The sequence below is a fragment of the Paenibacillus sp. WC2504 genome, from assembly GCF_052682475.1.
In genome coordinates this window covers 7882954-7901195 of the sequence record NZ_JBQZFH010000001.1, presented here as the reverse complement: position 1 = coordinate 7901195, position 18242 = coordinate 7882954, and the positions used below count along the sequence as shown (strand labels likewise).

16 protein-coding genes are annotated in these 18242 nt (G+C 48.6%); 9 read left to right on the top strand and 7 right to left on the bottom strand.

Annotated elements, in window-relative coordinates:
- Nucleotide 1 precedes the first annotated feature (1 nt).
- The 3 genes from ACUN27_RS36115 (at nt 2) to ACUN27_RS36105 (ending at nt 3002) form a co-directional block, all read left to right on the top strand.
- On the top strand, nt 2–622 hold the full coding sequence (locus tag ACUN27_RS36115) for a LysE/ArgO family amino acid transporter (RefSeq protein ID WP_315955023.1): 621 nt from the start codon (nt 2–4) through the stop codon (nt 620–622).
- 88 nt (nt 623–710) lie between these two features.
- Nucleotides 711–1136: a YkvA family protein gene (locus ACUN27_RS36110; protein WP_315955022.1), complete on the top strand. Its 426-nt coding sequence runs from the start codon at nt 711–713 to the stop codon at nt 1134–1136.
- Between the two features lie 348 nt (nt 1137–1484).
- Nucleotides 1485–3002 carry a malate:quinone oxidoreductase gene (locus ACUN27_RS36105; protein WP_315955021.1) on the top strand — a complete coding sequence of 506 codons (1518 nt, stop codon included), beginning with the start codon at nt 1485–1487 and terminating at the stop codon, nt 3000–3002.
- A gap of 131 nt (nt 3003–3133) precedes the next feature.
- Here ACUN27_RS36105 and ACUN27_RS36100 read toward each other — a convergent pair whose 3' ends face one another.
- A complete protein-coding gene (locus ACUN27_RS36100; protein WP_315955020.1) occupies nt 3134–4204 on the bottom strand; it encodes a branched-chain amino acid aminotransferase in 1071 nt (356 codons plus the stop codon).
- 128 nt (nt 4205–4332) lie between these two features.
- On the opposite strand from ACUN27_RS36100, the gene ACUN27_RS36095 reads away from it, so the two are divergent.
- Together ACUN27_RS36095 and ACUN27_RS36090 are read left to right on the top strand one after the other, a co-directional pair.
- Nucleotides 4333–5229 (top strand): LysR family transcriptional regulator, encoded by an 897-nt coding sequence (locus ACUN27_RS36095; RefSeq protein ID WP_315955019.1) that lies wholly within the window; start codon nt 4333–4335, stop codon nt 5227–5229.
- Nucleotides 5230–5263: 34 nt separating this feature from the next.
- A complete protein-coding gene (locus tag ACUN27_RS36090; protein ID WP_326062306.1) occupies nt 5264–6238 on the top strand; it encodes a TRM11 family SAM-dependent methyltransferase in 975 nt (324 codons plus the stop codon).
- Here the strand turns inward: ACUN27_RS36090 and ACUN27_RS36085 are convergent.
- The gene (locus tag ACUN27_RS36085; protein ID WP_315955017.1) at nt 6235–6843 is read right to left on the bottom strand and encodes a DUF3298 and DUF4163 domain-containing protein; all 609 of its coding nucleotides are present in this window, start codon (nt 6841–6843) and stop codon (nt 6235–6237) included. The two genes, ACUN27_RS36090 and ACUN27_RS36085, sit on opposite strands and share 4 nt — an antisense overlap.
- Before the next feature lie 196 nt (nt 6844–7039).
- Nucleotides 7040–7198: a hypothetical protein gene (locus ACUN27_RS36080; protein ID WP_315955016.1), complete on the bottom strand. Its 159-nt coding sequence runs from the start codon at nt 7196–7198 to the stop codon at nt 7040–7042.
- A 196-nt stretch (nt 7199–7394) separates the two neighbouring features.
- On the opposite strand from ACUN27_RS36080, the gene ACUN27_RS36075 reads away from it, so the two are divergent.
- On the top strand, nt 7395–7964 hold the full coding sequence (locus ACUN27_RS36075) for a pyridoxamine 5'-phosphate oxidase family protein (protein ID WP_326062305.1): 570 nt from the start codon (nt 7395–7397) through the stop codon (nt 7962–7964).
- 11 nt (nt 7965–7975) lie between these two features.
- Here ACUN27_RS36075 and ACUN27_RS36070 read toward each other — a convergent pair whose 3' ends face one another.
- The gene (locus ACUN27_RS36070) at nt 7976–8368 is read right to left on the bottom strand and encodes an acyl-CoA thioesterase (RefSeq protein ID WP_315955014.1); all 393 of its coding nucleotides are present in this window, start codon (nt 8366–8368) and stop codon (nt 7976–7978) included.
- Nucleotides 8369–8574: 206 nt separating this feature from the next.
- Between ACUN27_RS36070 and fumC the strand changes: the two genes are divergently transcribed.
- The gene (gene fumC / locus ACUN27_RS36065) at nt 8575–9957 is read left to right on the top strand and encodes a class II fumarate hydratase (protein ID WP_326062304.1); all 1383 of its coding nucleotides are present in this window, start codon (nt 8575–8577) and stop codon (nt 9955–9957) included.
- Nucleotides 9958–10001: 44 nt separating this feature from the next.
- On the opposite strand, the gene ACUN27_RS36060 is transcribed toward fumC, so the two are convergent.
- From ACUN27_RS36060 to ACUN27_RS36050, 3 genes are read right to left on the bottom strand one after another with little or no spacing between them, the layout of a single operon-like run.
- A complete protein-coding gene (locus ACUN27_RS36060) occupies nt 10002–10775 on the bottom strand; it encodes an ABC transporter ATP-binding protein (protein ID WP_445560535.1) in 774 nt (257 codons plus the stop codon).
- Complete coding sequence (locus ACUN27_RS36055) at nt 10775–11770, bottom strand: FecCD family ABC transporter permease (RefSeq protein WP_445560534.1); 996 nt, start codon at nt 11768–11770, stop codon at nt 10775–10777. Before ACUN27_RS36055 ends, ACUN27_RS36060 begins: the two co-directional genes overlap by 1 nt.
- Nucleotides 11771–11772: 2 nt before the next feature.
- A complete protein-coding gene (locus ACUN27_RS36050) occupies nt 11773–12726 on the bottom strand; it encodes an ABC transporter substrate-binding protein (RefSeq protein ID WP_445560533.1) in 954 nt (317 codons plus the stop codon).
- A gap of 353 nt (nt 12727–13079) precedes the next feature.
- Here ACUN27_RS36050 and isdC point away from each other — a divergent pair, with 353 nt between their 5' ends.
- Complete coding sequence (gene isdC / locus ACUN27_RS36045; protein WP_315955009.1) at nt 13080–13751, top strand: heme uptake protein IsdC; 672 nt, start codon at nt 13080–13082, stop codon at nt 13749–13751.
- Nucleotides 13752–13791: 40 nt separating this feature from the next.
- Nucleotides 13792–18237, top strand: a complete 4446-nt coding sequence (locus ACUN27_RS36040) for an NEAT domain-containing protein (RefSeq protein WP_445560532.1) — start codon at nt 13792–13794, stop codon at nt 18235–18237.
- The last annotated feature ends 5 nt before the right edge of the window (nt 18238–18242 follow it).

The following is an 18242-nucleotide window of genomic DNA, read 5'->3' as shown; positions in this document are numbered from 1 at the left end:
TATGCTCATTGCCTTATTGAAAGGTATTTTACTTGGGCTCTCGATCGCAGCGCCGGTCGGGCCCATTGGTATATTATGCATTCGAAGAACAATCGCATTAGGCCGCTTGCATGGCTTCTTGTCAGGGCTGGGAGCTGCGACAGCTGACGCATTCTACGGCTTTATCGCCGGATTCGGACTGACGCTGATCACCGGCTTTCTCCTTGACCAAAAGGTGCTGCTGCAAGCGGTAGGCGGTTTATTCCTGATCTACTTGGGTGTGCAAACCTTTCGTTCCCGGCCTGCTACGGAAGCGGCCAAAGCCTCTGGTGATACGCTGCTCAAATCGTATGCGTCGACCCTCATGCTCACCATCACCAACCCGATGACCATCATGTCGTTCCTCGGTGCTTTTGCCGGTTTAGGCATGGGTGGCGCGCAAACCGGCATGGGGGCGGCCATCGCTCTGGTGATTGGCGTATTCGCCGGATCTGCCTTATGGTGGCTGGCGCTCAGCTTCGTGATCGGGATGTTTCGCGATCGTATCCATGTTTCCGTGTATCGCTGGATTAACCGGATATCGGGTGTCATTTTAACCATATTCGGTCTTGTAGCCATTGTTGGGCTGCTCCTTGGGGGGTAGCCTTTTGTCTTGCGAGTGCGAGAAGGTGCGATTTAGCTCATCACCATCGATAGTGGTATAATGGGGTTAAGAATGGAGTGATCGCGAAATGGACGCTTCTAAATATCAAAAGTATTTTAATCGGGATGATTTCTGGTCCAAATTGAAAAAAGGTGCTAAAAAGGCAGGAAGCAAAGTGATTTACAGTTGCTTGTTGCTTTATTATGCCGTCGAGAGTCCTCGAACACCGCTAAAAGCTAAAGTACAAATCTACGGGACACTCGGCTATCTCATTCTGCCGCTGGATCTTATCCCTGATTTGCTGCCGATTGTCGGTTATGTCGATGATTTGAGCGCGCTTGGATTAGCTCTCGCCGTCGTCGCGAAGAATATTGACGAGGATGTGAAGATCAAGGCCAAGAGCAAGCTGAGGGATTTTTTCGGAGAAGAGGCCGTGAAATCCAAAGATATTATCGATATTGACGGTAAGTTGGTGGCTGATCGGGAAAAAGGAGAAGCACCTGAGCAGAAGTAAGACGAGTTCATGTTGATCTAACAGAAAGCGCCCCGCAGTCTATGGCTGTGGGGCCAAATACTATCATTTAGTTTCATACAAGATGTAAAGATAGGCATAATTGGTTCGGAAACTGCTTTCGTGGAAGCTTCTACGCACGATGTAAGGAATAACCTGCAAGGCTTCTTGGCCTTACTTCTTGTCGTACAGCTTATAACTATCATATAATAGTTAAATAAATATTTTATAAATAGGGTTAGTTTTGATCCAGAAAAGATGTGTGACTAGCTTGCTCCCTGGCTTGCTGTAGCGTCTTACCAAGAACGCCTACATCCTTTCTGCAAATCTTAGGGTATAAGGACGGTTAAAATGAGCAACAGACAAATGAAAACAGATGTTATCTTAATTGGTGCCGGAATCATGAGTGCGACCTTGGGGTCACTGTTGAAAGAGTTAGTGCCGGAATGGAAAATTACAGTAATTGAGAAGCTCGCAAGCGCTGGCGAGGAAAGCTCTAACGAATGGAATAATGCGGGAACGGGACATTCTTCATTGTGCGAGCTTAACTACACCGTCGAAAAATCGGACGGATCCATAGATATCAGCAAAGCTATCAAAACGAATGAAGAGTTTCAAGTTTCCAAACAATTCTGGTCTTATCTGGTCAATAGCAAGCTGATCCGTAATCCGCAGGATTTTATCTCACCGCTGCCTCATATGAGTCTAGTACAAGGGGCGCAAAATGTAGCATTTTTGAAGAAACGCTTTGAAGCACTAACGAATAATCCATTGTTTCAAGGGATGGAATTTTCCGATGATCCGGCTAAATTGGCGGAATGGATTCCACTTATTATGAAAGATCGGGAATTGAATGAACCTATCGCAGCAACAAGAATTGAATCAGGCACTGATGTCAACTTTGGCGCGTTAACGCGTAACTTGTTTGCTCACCTAAAGGATCAAAACGTCGATATCATGTACAAACATAGCGTGGATGATATCAAACGTGCGAGCGACGGCTCTTGGGAGCTCAAAGTACGGAACCTTGATAGCGGTAACGTCGACCACCACTCGGCCAAATTCGTCTTTATCGGTGCAGGCGGAGGAAGTCTCCATTTGCTGCAAAAATCCGGTATTCCGGAAGGAAGAGGGATTGGCGGATTCCCGGTAAGCGGGATATTCATGGTATGTCAGAAACCGGAAATTGTCGACCAGCATTTTGCAAAAGTATACGGCAAGGCGCCGGTGGGTGCTCCTCCGATGTCGGTTCCACATTTGGATACGCGATTTATCGATAAGAAAAAATCGTTATTCTTTGGACCGTTTGCCGGCTTCTCACCGAAGTTCTTAAAAACCGGCTCCATGTTTGACTTAATCACTTCCGTCAAAACGGATAATCTTGTAACGATGCTCGCGGCAGGCAGCAAAAACATGTCATTGACCAAATACCTGATCAAGGAAGTTATGTTATCCAAAGAGCAGCGTATGGAAGCTTTGCGTGAATTTGTCCCTAACGCCAAAAGCGAAGACTGGGAACTGGTGGTTGCTGGCCAGCGCGTGCAGGTTATCAAAGATACAGCTGCCGGCAAAGGAACGCTTCAATTCGGAACGGAGCTTGTTAGCGCCGCTGATGGTTCAATAGCAGCTTTGCTTGGTGCTTCTCCGGGGGCATCGACAGCCGTTTCCGTTATGCTTGACTTAATCAAAAAATGCTTCCCGCAACAGGTCAAAGCTTGGGAACCAAAAATCAAGGAAATGATTCCTTCGTTTGGCGTTTCGCTATTGAAAAACCCTGAGCTTATCAAACAAATTGATTCTTCAACAGCACGGGCGCTTGGTTTAGTTGAAAACTTGCCGTTAAAGGTAGCAAGCCGCACCGTATCATAATAACCGGTGGTACACGGACTTAAGGGTTAAGCGAAAGCTTAACTCTTATTTTGTTTTGGTGGTGAAACGAAAAAAGAACCTTTCCAACCACCTAAGTGGAAGGAAGGTTCTTTCAAGATGCAAGGATGCGATTAGCAAGTTACCATCCAACCGTGCTTATCCGCGATACGGCCGTACTGGATGCCAGTGATCGTGTCGTAAAGCTTATGGACGAGCTCACCGATCTCGCCATTGTTAATAACCATGGGAGTGCCCTGCCACAGCAGGCTGCCGATAGGCGAAACAACGGCGGCTGTGCCTGTGCCGAAGGCCTCTTCCAGCGTGCCATTTTCATACGCTTGCACGATTTCGTCGATGGAGATTTTCCGCTCCGTGACAGGGATGCCCCAATCGTTCAGCAAGTGGATGATGCTTTTGCGAGTAATGCCTTCCAAGATCGAGCCGCTAAGGCTTGGCGTCACGACTTCGCCGCTAATTTTGAAGAAGACGTTCATGCTGCCGACTTCCTCTAAGCTTTTCTTGTCGATAGCATCCAGCCACAGCACCTGCGCGCAGTCATGCTCTTTAGCGAGCACTTGTGCCTTCAAGCTGGCTGCGTAGTTCCCAGCAGCTTTGGCACCGCCAGTACCGCCTTGAACCGCTCTGGCGTAATGGCTTTCTACGAGAATTTTGACGGGTTGAAGCCCTTCCTCATAGTAAGCGCCTACCGGCGACATAATGACAACAAAGGAGTAGCGCGAAGAAGGACGCACGCCAAGGCCGGCTTCAGTAGCAATCACGAAGGGACGAATATAGAGAGACGCACCTTGTTTGCTTGGTACCCAGTCAGCGTCGACACGCACGAGCTCTTGAATGGCGTTTACGATGAAGTCCTCATCGATTGGTGGCATATTAAGCCGTTCGCTGGAACGGTTGAGCCTTTTGGCATTTTGGTCCGGACGGAAAATTTGAATTTCTCCGTTCGCGGTACGAAAAGCTTTTAACCCCTCAAAAACAGCTTGCCCATAATGAAAAATCATCGCGGCAGGGTCATAAGAGAGCGGGGCATAAGGAACGATCCGCGGATCGTGCCAACCTTGTCCTTCTACGTAGTCCAGCACAAACATATGGTCTGTAAAGATACGCCCAAAGCCTAGGTCATCCTGGACGCCTGGTTTTGTTTTGAGGTGCGGATTGCGTTCAAATCGAATTTGTCCATACATGGGCAAGTAACCACCTTTCGTTTACGATCTTAATCGTTATTCTATACTATAGAAAAATAACAATCATTGATCAATTGGGAAATATCAATTACGATCATAGTTAATCGCTATGAACGGGGGCTAAGAGGATGGATTATCGGTTATTGGCCTACTTTTTGGCAGTTTGCGAAGAACTGCATTTCACGAAAGCCGCAGAGAAGCTGGGAATTAGCCAGCCCACATTAAGCCAACAAATTCGCATCTTGGAGCAGCGGATCGGTTCGCCTCTTTTTCAGCGCATCGGCAAAAAGGTTTATGTGACAGAGGCCGGAGAGATTTTGCTTAAGCACAGCCGCAATATTTTTCATGAGCTGGAGCAAGCGCAGGCTGCTTTCAACGAGATTCAAGGGATGCAGCGGGGGCGGCTGCGTATTGGCTGCTCGGGCAATCATCTGCTGACGGCTACGATTATGGCTTTCCATGCTGAGTATCCGAAAATAGAACTGTCTGTAGCTGAACTGGCTACCGAAGAGACGATAGAAGGGCTGCTGAACAATCAGCTGGATCTAGGCGTTGTTTTTTTGCCGGAAGAGGATGAGCAGTTGGTTCGTATTCCCTTGTATAAGGAAAAACTGCTGCTAGTCGTCTCGAAAGATCACCCGTTGTCTAACGCCGAGGCGATCCGGTTGGAGGATCTTGTGCAGCTTCCAGTCGCCATGCTGCCTAAGAAATTTTATGTCCGGCATATGATAGAGGCATGCTGCGAGCAGTCAGATTTGCTATGTAAGCCGGTGTTGGAGCTGTCCACTCTGGAATCTTTGCTGCAAATGGCTAAAAATCATGTGTGCGGTGCGGTTTTACCCGGCTCCTATTTGGAAGGTATTCAGAGCAGTGAGATCCGCTGTATTCCCATTATGGATCCTGTGCCGCAAAAGGATGTTGGCATCGTATATCGCAAGGATATGTTCTTGTGCCAGACGACCAAAACTTTCATGAAGCAAGTCACGCAGCAATTCCTAAGCGAAAACAAAGATGTTACTTCATAACCTAGATTCACATTTAAATGAGGGATACCGATCAATGGAACACATCTATATTTACGCCTGCCATGAAGACGAGCAGGCGCTATGTCAGTTAGAGCTGCGCACCTTACTGGGCGCAGGAACCGTGCTCGGCGCGGGCTACGCCGTCAGCCCGCGCTGCGTGGAACCGAGCCGCAGCCCGTTCCTGAAGCTGCGGCTGGATGTTCGGTACGAGGCCGGCAGCCTGCCGGAACTGGCCTCGCAAGTCCAGACGTTGACCGTACGGGGGGCAACGTTCAAGGTTGTGTTCGCGGAGACGGACACGCCGGTCCTGTATGACCGGCGGCGGGACGTCGAACGCGAACTAGGCCGGCATCTCCGCGGCAAAGCCGAGATGCGGAAGCCGGAGCAGTGGTTCGCCGTGACGCAGCTGGGGGACCGCTGGTTGTTCGGCGACTGCTCCTACGGCGAAGCCGTCTGGCTTCAGCATCAGCAGAAGCCGCAGAACTACTCCACCGCCCTGAGTACGCGCGTAGCGCGAGCGGTGGTGAACATCACCGTGCCCGTCATAGCGGGCACGCGGGTCATTGACCCGTGCTGCGGCATCGGCACGGTGCTGGTGGAAGCGATGTCGATGGGTATCGACATCGTCGGCAATGACATGAACCCGCTGGCGGTGCGCGGCGCGCGGGTGAATCTGGCCCACTTCGGCATGCCGAACGTGGTCACGCTTGGTGACATGCGGTCGCTGGGCCTGCCAGCGGCCTCCCTTGTCTCTGCTGTCCCAGCTGCTGGCAGCGCAGAGAGCCGCTATGACGCGCTGATCCTGGACATGCCGTACAACTTATGCTCGAAGCTGCCGGAGGACGAGCAGCTGCAAATGCTGCAGTCAGCTCGCCGCTTGGCACAGCGTGCGGTCATTATTACGACGGAGCAGATTGATCCGCTGATCGAGCAAGCGGGCTTTCACATAGCAGAGCGCTGCGAAGTCAATAAAGGAAAGTTTAGCCGACAAATTATCGTCTGCGTTTAACTGAACATTTTCCCCAGCGGGCCCTCTTCGGCAATGATGTCTTGAATGGCATACACAGAAATAGGGAAATAAAGAAAACCGTACACATAAGCTGCCAGTTCGTAAACTTGAAAATAGATGACGAGTGCTTTATCCGCGATATAAAAATCCTGATCCGGCCGAATCGCTTTGAAATCTACCAGTAAGGGAATATCTCGCAGTTTAATTTCAGCTTTAATCATTTCGCTGAGCTTGCCGACATAATCGCTGCCCGGCTTAAACAAATCTTTTAACGCATAAGCCTGACCGGTTTCTGTATTGAAAGTTAAAGCATTTTGAATCGTAAGGCCATGAGCGCCGCCGGAAAACGCATAATTCCATAAGGTCAGGCTGAGTACCCCTCGCTGATTGTTTTTCAGTTCGTAGTAGGCTGTAACGTCTGTCTTCGGATTTTGGGGGTAGCCTTGATCGTAAAGCTGCTTGTTAACGGCATTAACAATCGCCACGTTCATGGCGCGCTCCGCGGTGTAAGGCGTGTGATGAATAACGGCGGGGTAGAGCAGTTTTAATTTGTCGTTGAGCATCTGGTAGGTTTGTATACTTACAGGGTGATCTAATCCGTCCATACGTAACATCCATCCCTAATGTTTTTGCTACAATTTATTCCGTCGATGGGCGATTGGTTCATGGGGATGGAGGTAGAGATGCTAGTCCTGCTGCGTATAAAAAGAGCTCTCCCCAGGTCCGGATTGACCTGTCGGGAAAGCTCTTTTAGTGTTTGTCCCTAAGGGCAAACGGTACTCAAGTAAAAATAGCGTTGCACTACTCTTCAGAGGATGTTTCCTCATTGGCATCGGCTGTTGAGCTTTGCAGCATGGAGCTTAGCTCTTCCACCTGCTGCTGCGCTTGGCTGTCTTCCGCATTGGCCTGGGCCGCGTTGATGGCGTGGCTTACCACATCGTTTTGATTGTTCGTTGACATGAACACTCACCTCCTCATTTTTCAACCAACTAAGTATGCCTCCATGTTTCCTGAATTATACAAATAATTTCCATCTTTTTTGATATCATTTGGTAAATGACCATAGGAAATAACTATAAAGCACGCCAAAGAAATATATTTCACAAATAGAGTAAGGAGGAGCATAATAGAAGAAAATGGAAAGGTGGAGAGCGCAATGGGGAAATCATTTGAGGCCATATTGCCGGAACATGAGGCGTTTATTGCCAAGCAGCACATCTTTTTCGTAGGATCGGCACCGCTGTCTGGGGATGGGCATGTAAATTTATCACCGAAAGGCCATGACGTTCTGCGCATTATGAATGCATATGAAGTGGCCTATTTGGATTTAACGGGGAGCGGGAATGAAACGAGCGCGCATCTCGAAGAGAACGGAAGGATAACGGTTATGTTCACCGCATTCGAAGGACCGCCAATGATTCTGCGCTTATACGGGCAGGGGCGCGTCATTCTACCGGAAACCCCGGAATGGGAGGCGTTAGCCCCCATGTTCACTATGCTGCCTGGAGCCCGGCAAATCATCGCTGTCAAAGTCCATGAGGTCAAGACCTCCTGTGGCTTCAGCGTTCCCTTTTATAATTACGAAGGTGAGCGGAATACGCTGCAGAAATGGGCTGTAAATAAAGGGGAGGAAGGACTGTTGGCGTATTGGCAGGAGAAAAACATGATCAGCATGGACGGCATGCCGACACCACTTGGGGAAAAGTTATCCACAGGTAACCTTTAACTTTCTCTTTTTCAGCTAAAATGTTTCCGCAGCGCTTCAGGCGCTTCCACGCTTTTGCGTGTCGTGCTGTCCATTGTCACGCTGGTTACCAGAGCATCTGCGCACAGCTCCCCTTGCTCGTTATAAATTTCTTGCTTCAGCACATAGCTGGAGCGTCCCATTTTATCCGGGCGGCAGGTAATGGTGAGGTGTTCGCCTTGCTTGCATTCTTTTTTGTAATTAATGTTGATGTTCACCGTTACGGTTTGGATGCCCATCGAGCCGAAGGTCTCGTAGGATAGTTGGGAAAGTTCGTACCATTCCTCACGGCCCCACTCCAAATACTCCAAATATTTGGCGTTGTTGACGTGGCCGTTCACATCGATTTCCGTCGAGCGGACGATGATAGCAAGTCTGGATTCCATGCGTGAGAGCTCCTTTGGATACCCTGTACAGGGCACATGTTTTATTAGTTATCCTTGATTATAGCTTGTTTGCAAGGGAGAAAACCAGTTTATGGCTCATAGCGTTCCATCATTTGGGCAAACTATGCTTCATGTGTTTGACGCTAGCCATTGGCTGGTTAACAGAAGGTATTGGCGGTCAGCGCCTACATAGGAGGATGATTGGTTTGGAGCAGCAATTCCGGATTGAACGAGATACAATGGGGGAAATCAGAGTACCTGTGGATAAGTTGTGGGGCGCTCAGACGCAGCGCAGCTTTGAGAATTTCAAGATTGGGACCGAGCGGATGCCGGAGCGGTTAATAGCTGCTTTTGCGTTATTGAAAAAAGCGGCCGCTATTGTTAACCGTGAGCTTGGCGGGTTAACGCCGGGGAAAGCAGACGCCATCGCGAAGGCGGCAGATGAAATCGTGCAGGGCCGCTGGAGCGGCGAGTTCCCGCTCGTTGTCTGGCAGACCGGCAGCGGAACGCAGTCGAACATGAACGTCAACGAGGTGATTGCGCATCGCGGCAGCGAATTGCTTGGGGATGGAGCGCGCATCCATCCCAACGACGACGTGAATCGTTCGCAGAGCTCGAACGATACGTTCCCTACCGCGATGCACGTGGCCGGCGTTCTCGCGGTGGAGCAAGAGCTGCTGCCTGCGCTAGAGCTATTGCAGGCAACGCTGCACAGCAAGATGGAGGCCTATGCCTCCATCGTCAAAATCGGCCGCACCCACCTGCAGGACGCCACCCCGCTGACGCTGGGGCAGGAGATCAGCGGCTGGTGGGCGATGCTGGAGCAGAGCGCGCGCATGGTGCGCAGCAGCGTGGATACGATGCGCGAGCTGGCCATTGGCGGCACCGCGGTGGGCACCGGGCTGAACGCGCATCCGGAATTCGGCGCGCGCGTTGCCGAGCAGCTCTCGAACGAGACGGGCACGAGCTTCGTCTCGGCGGCGAACAAGTTTCATGCGCTGACCAGCCATGATCAGATCGTGTACGCTCACGGCGCGCTGAAGGCGCTCGCGGCGAATTTGATGAAGATAGCCAACGATGTACGGTGGCTATCGAGCGGTCCCCGCTGCGGGATCGGCGAAATCACGATCCCGGAGAACGAGCCCGGCTCTTCGATCATGCCGGGCAAGGTGAACCCGACCCAGAGCGAAGCGATGACGATGGTCGTGTGCCAAGTCATGGGCAACGATGCGGCCATTGGCTTCGCCGCCAGCCAGGGCAATTTCGAGCTGAACGTGTTCAAGCCCGTCATCATCCACAACTTCCTGCAGTCCGTCCGGCTGCTGGCCGATAGCATGCGCTCGTTCAACGACAATTGCCTCGTGGGGATGGAGCCGAATCGCGAGGTGATTCAGCGCAATCTCGAGCAATCGCTCATGCTGGTTACGGCGCTCAACCCGTATATCGGGTATGAGAAAGCCGCCAGCATTGCGAAGCAAGCCCACAAGGAAGGGCTGACGTTGAAAGAGTCAGCCGTGCGCAGCGGCTACTTGACGGCGGAGCAGTTCGATACTTACGTGCGGCCGGAGGATATGGTGCAGCCGAAATAACAAAACGGTTGAACAGCGCATTGTGTGCTGTTCAACCGTTTTTTTTACAATTTGCGAAGAGGCATGATGTTGACGTAGTTATCTTCGAACCTAACCTTGGCTTCGATCTGGTAAATATCTTTAAGAAATTCAGCTGTTATGACTTCCTTGGGATTTCCTGTTTGCTGGATTTCGCCCCTTTTCATAGCGACGAGGTAATGGCAGTAATTCGCAGCTTGCTGAAGATCATGAAGAACCATAACAATCGTTATCCGATAAGCTTCGTTGATCTTCACGAGCATTTCCATGACATCCAGCTGATGGGCGATATCAAGGAAAGTAGTCGGTTCATCGAGTAAAATAATCGTCGTTTTTTGAGCGAGTGCCATCGCAATCCGCGCCTTTTGCTGTTCGCCCCCAGACAGGGTATGAAACATGCGGTTTTCATGCCTCTGCGTGTGCGTAACCTCCATGGCCCATTGAACAATATCTCGATCCTTCTGATTCATATGGTCAAATAATCGTTTGTATGGCGAGCGGCCATACGCGACGAGTTCGCCTACGGTTAGATTCGGTATCGTATGTTTGGATTGCGTCATGAGCGCGATTGTCCGCGCAAGTTCAATTGTTTTAAAACGCTGCAGGGGCTTATCCTGTACAAAAACTTCTCCCTGATCAGGCGTCAATAGACGGGTCATCGCTTGCAGTAAAGTCGACTTGCCGGAGCCGTTAGGCCCTACGATAGCTGTGATTTTTTCAGAAGGAATGGAAAGCGTCACATTCTGAAGTTGGAAACCGCCAACATGGAGGTGTACCTGCCTCGTTTCAATTGCAGACATTACATGATCCTCCGCTTCTTTAACAAGTATAAAAAGAATGGTGCACCCAGCCCCGCAAGCAAAATGCCGACGGGAAGTTCAATCGGATCAAACCACGATCGCGCCACGGTATCGGCAAGAACGACGAGGGCCGCTCCGCCCAGAATGGATAAAGGGAGTAAATACCGATAATCGTCCCCAATCAGCAGGCGAATGGCATGAGGAACAATCAAGCCGACGAAGCCCACTAAGCCTGCTACGCTGACAGCAGCCCCCGCTAATAAGGAAGACAACAGGATAATAAGGAGCCGTTGAAGCTCAACTTTCTGGCCTAATAGCTGCGCGGTATGGTCCCCCAACTGCAGCAGATTGGAGGGTTTGATCATTAAAGCGGACAAACCGAGACCAATGAGCGCATAAGGTGCCATAAATGCTAAGTGATACCAGCTTCGCCCGCTCAGTCCGCCCGCCAACCAAGGCAAAATGGCCTGAACACGGTCGCTGAATACGACCATAACTCCGCTTGTTGCAGCCCCTAGCAGAGCATTGATGGCGACTCCGGCCAAAATAATTTTGAGTGGCGAGGAACCGTTATCCCATGCCAGCAAATAAATGAAAATGGAAGTGATGAAGGCTCCGAGAAAAGCGGCAATAGGCAGCAAATAGCTGTATTGCGGAAAAATAATCATGGTGACAACCGCGGCAAGACCTCCGCCGGCCGAGACGCCAATGACCCCTGGGTCGGATAAGGGATTTTTCATGGCGCCTTGGAGTAAGGCGCCGGACGCAGCCAAGCATGCACCGACGAGCAATCCGATCAGCACCCTTGGAAGTCGGAGATTCATAACGATTTTCTCGTGTAAAGGCGATCCCTCCGCCATGAAGACGGCCCAGATTTCGCTGAGCGAGATATGGACGGAGCCGTAAGTTAATCCATAGATGGACACGAGAGCGACAAGGATAGGAGCGACAACAAAACTTAGTTTTCTTCTAGTATCACGCTGTTGTATGTTCATAGTTATTTAACAGAAAGGAGAAGCTTCTGCATCAGCGCAAGGGATTCAATGACGCGTGTTCCCGGATTGGAGCCGAACAGATCGGATGGCAGCACTTCAATGCGATTATTTTTAACGGCGTCCAAACTGTTCCATGCTGCGTTCATCTGCATCTCCTTCAGAAAACCCTCCTTCACTTTGTCTGTATCTCCATGTGCCATAAAGAAAATGACCTGTGGGTTCGATTTTATAATTTTCTCGGTATTTAGCTGCGCATATTGCGGATATTTATCCAGGCTTTGATAGTCTGACGCAATGTTCTCCCCGCCTGCGATCGAGAGAATATCACCGCTCAGCGAATTGTTAAGAGCAGCCATATAGGTGCCGGGAGCACCGTAAACAAGCAGAGCGCGTATCTTTGCTGCAGGCTGATTTTTTTGCAACTCACTAATTTTCTTATCAATGGCTTGAATTTGCTCGTCGGCACGCGTTTTTTTGCCCAGCACTTCGCCGAAAAGCCCAATTTGTTTTTTGATTTCTGCGACACTGTTGGCATCCGTCAAAATCATCTTGGAGCCGAGTGCCTCGACGGCAGGCACGTCTTTCAGGTTCAACGGGTTATTTCCCAGAACGACATCCGGCTGGACGAGCGCCACTTTCTCCATGTCCATGCCGTGAGGCGTCCCGATCTGTTCAGCGCTAGCCGCTTCTTTGATGGTAAGAGGGGCAGTGGATGTAGGTCTGCCTACCAATTGGCCGCCAAGCGCGTATACAATATCCATTTCACCGTTGCTAAGAGCAGCAACTTTCGTCGGAATCTTGGAGAAAGTCACTTTGCGGCCGGAAAAATCTGTAACGGAAAGGGAGCCGCTGCTCGCTTGCTGGTTGGTATCCGAAGACTGTGGGGGAGGACTGGAACAACCCGCTAACATGCCAACCAGGATTGTGCTTAATAAGAGAAAATGAACTCTTTTCATAAAAGATGACCTCCAGGTATTTTAAGAAAATGATGTGACCGATTCATATGACAGCACTTTTAAAATGATAATGAAAATCATTATCAAAAGTCAATCGTAATTTTTTATAATAAATCTAGGGGTTTAGAATGTATTGACAATTTTCATTAGGCTAGGCTAAGATTAAACCATAAACCAATTAATAATGATTATCATTCTCTATTAACAAGCGACTTCTGCTATCTTAGCATTCGACTTGCAAATGGGGTGTTGCGAAGTAATAGAATAGAAAGCCTATTCTTTTTTTTTGCTGTTTATTGATAATGATTATCATTATCTTAATTCCCAAGGATGATGAAAGGAGGGGAAAGAACATGAAAAAATGCTTATCCATCTCGGCTTCACTTTTAATGATGCTGATCTTCGTAGTGCTCATTAACGTGCCTGTAGCGAAGGCTGCTGCTCCTGCAGATGGGACGTACTCCATTGGATATACAGTTCTTCAAGGAGATAATGACTCTGCTTCCATGGCTAACGATTACTGGGAAAAGCCAGCGATTCTCCATGTGAAAAATGGGGAAATGACCATGCAAATGACATTGAATCACAGTTCATGGGTTACGGTTTTTAAAGTGGACAATGACGGAGGTTTCGCGGATACCCAAGTGCTAAAAAGCGATAGTGCCGATGATACGCGGATGGTTCAGTTTAAAGTGAAGGATGTATCGAGTCCGCTCAAAGCCAAAATCCATGTGACGGTGAAATCCGTCGATTACGATCATGATTATACGATTCGCTTTGCTTTTGACGCGAAGAGTATGAAAGCACTGAGCACCGCTGAAGCAAAGTCCGACACGGCTGCAAACGTAACGCCAAAAGCGAAGAGTGACAGCCCGGTTCCCGCAGCAGCTCCCGCTGTTAATACGGAGCATAAGAAGTCTGCGGTAGTGAATCCGCAAACCGGGGACACGACGCCAGTTACTGTATTGGTCGCTTTGTTAGTGATCTCATCATTTATTTTAATCCGCAAGTTCGTAAAGCCTTAACTCAGCAATTACGATTTCAGGACGAAGGAGAGTAATCATTTTGAAGAATCGATTAAGGAAAGTCGGAACGATCTTTCTGATGTTTTTTGTGCTGTTAAGCACGCTGCATTTCCCGCTAAGTCAAGACTCTGTAGCTCATGCAGCCACCAGTAATATAAATCTTCCAGACGGGGAATACCCAATTAAATTTACTTTATACAAAGACGGTACGAATGAACCGTCGATGATGCAGAGTTATGCTGACTCCGATAGCGGTCGTTTAACTGTGAAAGACGGAGCAGTGAAGGCTTCTTTCACATTAAATCACAGCTCATGGATTACATCGTTTATGACTGCGTTGAATGGCAATCTGGTTGAGGCTGCGACACTCGACTCTAATCAGTCAGAAAACACGAGAACGGTTCAATTTGCAGTAGCGGACTTGTCGCTCCGACTAGATGCCAGAGTCAAAGTGGATGTACCTGAGTTTAATATCCATGAAGACCAGCCTTTGCAAATCGGTTTTGATACAGAAGGTATCACGCCACCCGAACAAACGCCAGTTGATAAAACAAACCTGAATCAATTGATTGTTACAGCGCAAGCGAAACAAAGCGGAGCGCAAGAAGGCATCTATAACGGCCAATATCCGGCTAATGCGATAAGCGCCTTGCTGGCTGAGATCACGACGGCGAAGGCTGTAGCTGAGAATGCGAATGCTACGCAGGCTCAAGTAAACGATGCTTTGAGCAAGCTGCAAACCGCAGTTGCGACATTTGACGCTTCCGTGATAACCAATAATCCAAAGCCAGGAAATGTGAGTGCTGGCGTTTATCACATTTATTTTTCGGCATTAAATGCAACGGATCCGACGAAAACCTCTTCGATGGAATCATATTTCGTAAAACCGGCGAGATTGACGGTGGACGAAAATGGGAAGAAAACGATTCGGTTTACGGTCATTAAGAGCACGGATACGGACTCGCTGAAAACGAAGGATCAGCATGGGCAGTTCGTGGAAATGAACGTTGTCAGCACCAATACGGCAGCTAACACAAGAGAAGTTGAATTTGAAATAGCTGATTTGACTCAAAATGTAGCTGCCAGAGTGCATAACACGATAGCGCCACCTCAATACGCTACAAACGACTTCCAGTTTAAATTCGATACTGGCAGCATCGTGCCGTTTATCGCAGACGGCGTATACAGCATTCCTTTTCAAGCGTTGAACGCAACGAACCCAAGCAAAGAATCCAGCATGAAAAGCTATTTTGTAAATCCTGCAACTTTATCCGTTCAGCAGGGGAAAAGAAAAGTGATTATGACGGTGCTGAAAAGCACGGATACAGATGTTATTCAGACCCAATTGAATGGACAGATGGTTGATGCCGTGGTTACAAGCCAGGATGCATCAGCCAATACGAGAGTCATTGAATTTGAAGCGAGGGATCTCTCGTCCAATATCCTTGCTTACGTACATAACACGATAGCGCCGCCGCAATATGCAGGCAATAACTTTTTGTTTAAATTTGATCCTAATGGCATTGTAGCAAAGTCACAGATTGCTGAGTTAATCGGCGCGCCAACTGTGGAGCCAAAGCAAGTGTTGGATCTGAATTTCAGAGTTACAGGCGTGAGCCAAAGCGTCTATCAACAAGTATATAGTCAAGAAATGACACTGACTTACGATTCGAACCTGCTTGAACTCGATAAAGCGAAATCCAAGTCGCTGATTGATAATTTCTCCTTAGGGTATACCGATCAAGCTGCTGGTCAGCTGAAGTTGACTTTAACAGGCGCTAGCGGAAAAAGCTTTGATGCCAACAATATGTATCTAATGCTCGAATTCAAAGCCAAGTCGGTTACCCAATCGACTTATGCTCCAGTGACATTGACGAATATCGAGCTTGCGAACAGTGAGGGTAACAAGTTAAAAGTAACGGATGTCTCTTATTCCATTACCATTCTTCCATCAAATAAAACGAAGCTGAATCTAGCGCTTACAGGCGCGCAAGATAAGCACGACACAGCGGAGGAAGGTATTTATAACGGCCAATTCCCGGCTAGTGCGATAAGCGCTCTGCAAACTGCCATTACGACTGCGCAGGTTACTGCAAATAATGCGGATGCAACGCAAAAGCAAGTAGATGATGCTTTAACCAAACTGCAAACGGCAGTTACGGCTTTTGATGCTTCGGTGATTACAAACAATCCTAAGCCGACACAGCCTGGGCAGCCTGGTCAACCTGAAGACGGATCCTACAAAATTAAATTCAATCTGCATAAGGACGGAACGAATGAAACGTCATTGATGGAGAATTACGCTGATTTAACGAGTGGACGCCTGAAAGTTCAGAATGGGAAAAAGATGGTCTCCCTTACGCTGAAAAACAGCTCTTGGATCACATCTTTCAAAACGGAACGAAACGGGACTCTGGTAGAGACAACGACACTTACCTCCAATCCATCCGAGGATACGAGATCCGTTCAATTTGAAGTTAACGATTTGTCGGTGAAGCTGAACGCAAGAGTCGTGGTTGATGTGACAGGTGTTGTTCACGAAGATCAGCCTTTGCAAATTGCCTTTGATGCGAGCAGCTTGACACCGATCTTGCCTCTCGATCAGCCGCTTCCAGAAGGCAATTACAATGTAAGTTTGTACGGCAGCGCGCTCGGCGGTGTTATAGCTCCGGTAAGTTCCTACCTGGATAACACGAGCAGATTAACCGTTCAGAATGGCAAGAATGTGATGTTCTTTAAGCTGAAAAACGGGACATCGATCACGAAGCTGCAGTTAGTACATCCGGATCAAACTACAGAGGACATTTTACCTGCGGTAGCCATGAAAAGTTCAGACCTTGTTACTGTTTTATCGGCTTCCCAAGAAGTGAAATACGAATTGCCGAATTTAACATCGGCCTATAACCTGTTTTTATCCGCAACAGAGAACGGTCAGACAGTCAATCCAAGTTATCAAATTAGCTTTAGCGATGCTACGTCCGCAGGTACCAGTCCTGTAGATCCTGTAGATCCTGTAGATCCAGTGGACCCAGTGGACCCTGTTGATCCTGGGACGTCTCCGGGCACAGGTACAGGTCCTAGTACACCATCCGTACCTTCCAATATCCATGGGATTGCAGACGGCACATACAGCATCGACTATAAAATTCTTAAATATGGCACTACGGAAAGATCGGTTATGCAGGACTATGTTGTAACGCCTGGTACGTTAACCGTGAGCAGCGGTAAGATGCTCGTGTCGTTTACACTGAAGCAAAGCAAAGAAACGACAGATTTCCAAGTACAGTTTGATGGAAGCTTAAGAGATACCGATGTTATAAGCAGAGACGACACCAAAAATACGCGTGTGATTCAATTCCCTGTGGCTGATTTAACGGTCAGAACCATGGGTTGGGTGAAAGTAAATTGGCCGGAACTTAACTATAACCATTCTTACGATGTTGATCTTACATTTGATAAATCCAGTATTGTACGCGTACAATCGCCTGGCGAAGTTAAACCCGTGGTTGTAAAACCGTTAAGTGTAGTCTATATGCCTGGCGACTATTCGGTTGATTTCAACATCATCCTGCGTGGAAGTACTCAGAAGTCCATTACGAATGAGTTCGTGAAGCATCCGGCTATTTTGACGATTGTTGATGGCAAAAGCTATGTATATCTCACCGTAACGAAGAGCAAAGAGGCACCGGGCTTCAAAATTCAGTTAGAAGATGGAACGCTTGCCGATGCTGAAGTTGTTAGTACGAATGACGCTGAGAACAGCAGAGTCATCCGCTTTGCTGTGAAGGACTTTGCTCTGGAAACAAAGATTTATGCTCAGGTCAAAATGGACTGGGCCGGTCATTATACAGGGGATTACGATGTGCAGTTGGTGTTTAATGGAAACGACATCAAACCTTACGTCAAGCAAGACGATGAAACTAACGGCAATCAGCCGGAAGTGAAGAAGTGGGCGGATATTCAAGGCCATTGGGCTAAAGCCGCTATTGAGAAAGCGATTGATCTAGGTATCGTCAGCGGCTATGAGGATGGTCAATTCCGTCCTAACGGTCAAGTGACGCGCGCTGAATTTGCCGTGATGCTGGGCAACGCGTTGAAGTTGAAAGCAGCGGACGGTTCGCTCGCATTTAGTGACCTTGATCAAATTCCAGCTTGGGCGAAGCCGAGCTTGTCGGCAATAGCCGGAATGCAGATCATTAATGGCTATGAAGATGGTTCGTTCCGCGCTGAACAAAACATTAACCGATCTGAATTGGTTGTTATGATTGTTCGTGCATTAGGTTTGTCCACAGCAGGAAATACCGCGTTAACCTTTACGGATGCTGCTGAAATCCCGCAGTGGGCACAATCCGCTGTAGCGGAAGCCTACCGTCTGGGATTGGTTAGCGGCCGTGAGAACAATACGTTTGCTCCGAACCTGAGCGCTAGCCGGGCGGAAGCAGTTACTTTGGTTTTGGCAATGCTAAAACAAGCGGAATCCAAGTAATTAAG